Source organism: Peribacillus sp. NPDC056705, from assembly GCF_043656335.1.
The window spans coordinates 1-3,293 of record NZ_JBHTYI010000079.1; the positions used below are offsets into that span (position 1 = coordinate 1).

The window sequence follows — 3,293 nt, forward strand, 5'->3', positions numbered from 1 at the left end:
ATTTGCAATAGGTCGTTCTTGCGTGGAAACGTGAGGGCGAAGGCGGTTCCTTGACCGGAGGTCGAGTTGACAGCCACTTGAATACGAAGGGCATCTGCTACTTTTTGCGTTAAATATAGTCCCATGCCAGTGGCCGCATGGTCCTGGTGCTGTGTCGTGGACGTGAAGCCTCTGTCAAAAATCCGCGGTAAGTCCTGCGGATCGATGCCCCGACCTGAATCCTGTACGAGCAATCGCACATGATCTCCTTCCATATAGCTCTCGATCACGATATCCGAAGCCTCGCTGTATTTCACGGCATTCGTTAGCAATTGGCGGAGGATAAAGCCGAGCCACTTCCCGTCCGTCAGCACTTCCGTCGCTTGAAGAGAGACATCGAAACCGATGCCTTTTTGCAGGCACCATGACCGTAGTGCCCGTATCTCGGCATACAGAATCGGTTCCAGCGCCAAGCGCTCCATATACAGATCGTTCTGAATGAACGGGATGCGCTTCTGATGCAGCTGCTGGTCCAGCAGATGATGGATCCGGAGCCACTCGTACATGAGCTGCGATTGGAGCGTGTCATCTTCCAGACGTTCGATCATCAGCCGCATCGTGGTCAGCGGGGTCTTCACTTCGTGAATCCAGGACAACAGCTGGTCCTTCTCCTGTTCCAGCTCCGTCCGATGTGCGGAGGCTTCCCGCTTGTAGCGCTCGGTTTGCAGCGTGAGGATGTCCATGGCGATAGCCTCGAAAGGTCGTTCCGGTTCGCTTATCGATGCCAGATCGTAAGTATCGTCCCACACTTGAAGGCTTTTGTAGAACCTGGTCTCCCGGTTGTACTGGACGAAGAGAAAGACCCCAAAGATCAGAACGGATAGAAAGACGATATAGAGCATCGGCAGGAACGGGATTTGAGCGTCGATGGCAGCCACGAACAGGAGGAGAAACTGCAGGCACAGGAAGAACAGAATCCAGCTCAAACGCTCTCGGAGATAGGCCATGATCATATATGCACCTCTTCGGTAGCCATATAGCCTTGTCCCACCTTGGTTTCGATATAAGGGTCAAGGCCGATCGTCTCCAGTTTCTTGCGCAGCCGGTTCACATTGACGGTCAGCGTATTGTCACTAACGAAGTGTTCGTTGTCCCATAGGTTCTTAATTAACTCATCCCGGCTTACGATTTCATTCTTGCGCTCAATCAGCAGCTTGAGAATCAGCATTTCATTCTTGGTGAGCAAGGCAGCCCCATCCGGGGTGCTAATCGTATTCTTAACATATTCAACCGTTGCCCCTCGCCATACTCGCAGCTCGGTCCGCTCGGCATTGTAGTTATACACTCGGCGAAGCGTGGCTTGGAGCTTGGCTACAAGCACTTCGAAATGAAACGGCTTCTGTATATAGTCATCTGCGCCAAGCTGCATGGACATCACCATGTCAGTCGGATGGTCTCTTGAGGACAGGAAGATGATCGGTACATTGGAATGAGAACGGATCATGCGGCACCAGTGAAAGCCGTCGAATTTGGGCAGTTGGATATCAATAATGACAAGGTCTGGATGCAGAGCCGTAAATTCCTGCAGGACTTGGCTGAAATCCTGGACCCCATGCACGGTATACGACCACTGCGACAGTCGTTCCTTTACTTCCTGAAATAAGGTCACATCGTCTTCAATTAGCATAATGTTAAACAATGGGATCACCACACTTTGATGTATTTCGCATTTAATTCCCAGTGTATAGTAAATATCTATTATGCGCTATTCGTGATGGGATTTATGAATAACGGCTATAGGATAGAGGAAGGGAGCTTATACACATGAATACGCCACGTAAAGGACGCGCTTATGCCGCCGTATTACTCTATACCCTGATTATTGGTTTCTCCTTCATGTTCGCCAAGATGGCAATCACGATTGCAGATCCGCTGGATACGCTGGCGCACCGCTTTACGATCTCGCTTGCGGCTGCTTCCGCTGCACTACTGATGACACGCAGACGCTTCAGATGGAGTAAGAAGGGGATGCTGGCCGTCATTCCGCTGGCTGTGTTTTACCCGCTCCTGTTCTTCATCCTGCAGACTTTTGGACTTGTCTACACCACTTCGGCCGAGGCCGGCATTATAAATGCCACTGTACCGATCTTCACGATGCTGCTTGCTTCACTGTTTCTGAAGGAGCATTCGAACGCGCTGCAAAAGTTGTTCACCGTCATATCGGTGGCGGGGGTTATCCTGATCTTTGTCTTGAAAGGCGTCTCATTGGCTTCTTCCAGTACGCTCGGCATTATCCTCATTCTGTTATCGGCCTTATCGACGTCCGTGTACACGGTTATGGCTCGTAGGCTAACCCAGAAGCAGTCCGTGCTTGATATTACGTTCATGATGTCTCTGCTCGGATTTGCCACATTCAATGTTATATCCATATCAAGACACGCTGCCGTGGGAAATGTATCTCAATATTTCGCTGCTTTTTCGCATCCGACTTTCGTATGGTCAGTTCTCTATCTGGGGGTGTTGGCGTCACTTGGAACCTCGCTGCTGGCGAACTATACCTTGTCCCAGCTTGAAGCTTCGCGTATGTCCATCTTCAATAATCTGTCGACCATCATCACGGTCTTCGCCGGCGTACTCTTCTTGCAGGAACAGATTGCGTACTATCATATCCTAGGAGCAGCGCTGGTCATTACTGGCGTGATCGGCGTCAGTCTGGCGGGACATCATAAGTCTCGATCAGCGGTCATAAGGTCCATTAAGAAAAATTGAATATAAACCAAACTCTCCATATGAGTTAAGGCCATCCCATACAAGAATATTCGTATCACTTGCCTATCGGAAGTATCTTGATTATTTAGGTATTACCTAATAAAATAAGGTAATACCTAATTTTTCGGATATCGGGAGGCGGGATCTTTGCTCGAATGGATGCTACGGAATGTTATGGCCGATAGAGGGATATGGTCCGGGGCGGCGTTAGCCCGATTGATGAAGCAGAAGGCGAACTACAGTCTCTCGGCTGCATCGATCAGTGCCTTGCTGAACGGTCAGCCGCGGCAGATGAAGGCGGAGACGTTAGACGCTCTTTGTACGACTTTATCCTGTACCCCAAGTGATTTGTGGGTATATACACCACCATCCAAAACCAGGGAGGCTTAACAAAAGCATGACAGTAAGAACGATAGTCCCGTTTGGTGACCCTATTCTGCGTAAGACCGCTCGTCCGGTGGACGATGTGAATACCAGGGTTGTGAAGATACAGCCTTTTACTTGTTCTGAAATTATATTCCTGATTTTTTGACCAGGAAAATCAG

Annotated in this window: 4 protein-coding genes and 1 pseudogene; 3 read left to right on the forward strand and 2 right to left on the reverse strand. The window is 49.6% G+C overall.

The genetic code is table 11. The features are described from left to right. The coding region (locus tag ACFRAK_RS27365) for a sensor histidine kinase (protein WP_394572937.1) at positions 1 to 992 on the reverse strand (992 nt) is incomplete at its 3' end. Beyond that, positions 989 to 1,678, reverse strand: a complete 690-nt coding sequence (locus ACFRAK_RS27370; RefSeq protein WP_394572938.1) for a response regulator transcription factor — start codon at positions 1,676 to 1,678, stop codon at positions 989 to 991. The genes ACFRAK_RS27365 and ACFRAK_RS27370, both read right to left, overlap by 4 nt. 125 nt (positions 1,679 to 1,803) lie before the next feature. Here ACFRAK_RS27370 and ACFRAK_RS27375 point away from each other — a divergent pair, with 125 nt between their 5' ends. The 3 genes and pseudogenes from ACFRAK_RS27375 to ACFRAK_RS27385 all read left to right on the forward strand — a co-directional run. Next, positions 1,804 to 2,748 (forward strand): DMT family transporter, encoded by a 945-nt coding sequence (locus tag ACFRAK_RS27375; protein ID WP_394572939.1) that lies wholly within the window; start codon positions 1,804 to 1,806, stop codon positions 2,746 to 2,748. Positions 2,749 to 2,895: 147 nt separating this feature from the next. Beyond that, complete coding sequence (locus ACFRAK_RS27380) at positions 2,896 to 3,138, forward strand: helix-turn-helix domain-containing protein (protein WP_394572940.1); 243 nt, start codon at positions 2,896 to 2,898, stop codon at positions 3,136 to 3,138. Between the two features lie 7 nt (positions 3,139 to 3,145). After that, positions 3,146 to 3,238 (forward strand): annotated as a pseudogene (locus tag ACFRAK_RS27385) (peptide deformylase); the annotation flags it as partial. Positions 3,239 to 3,293: the final 55 nt, after the last annotated feature.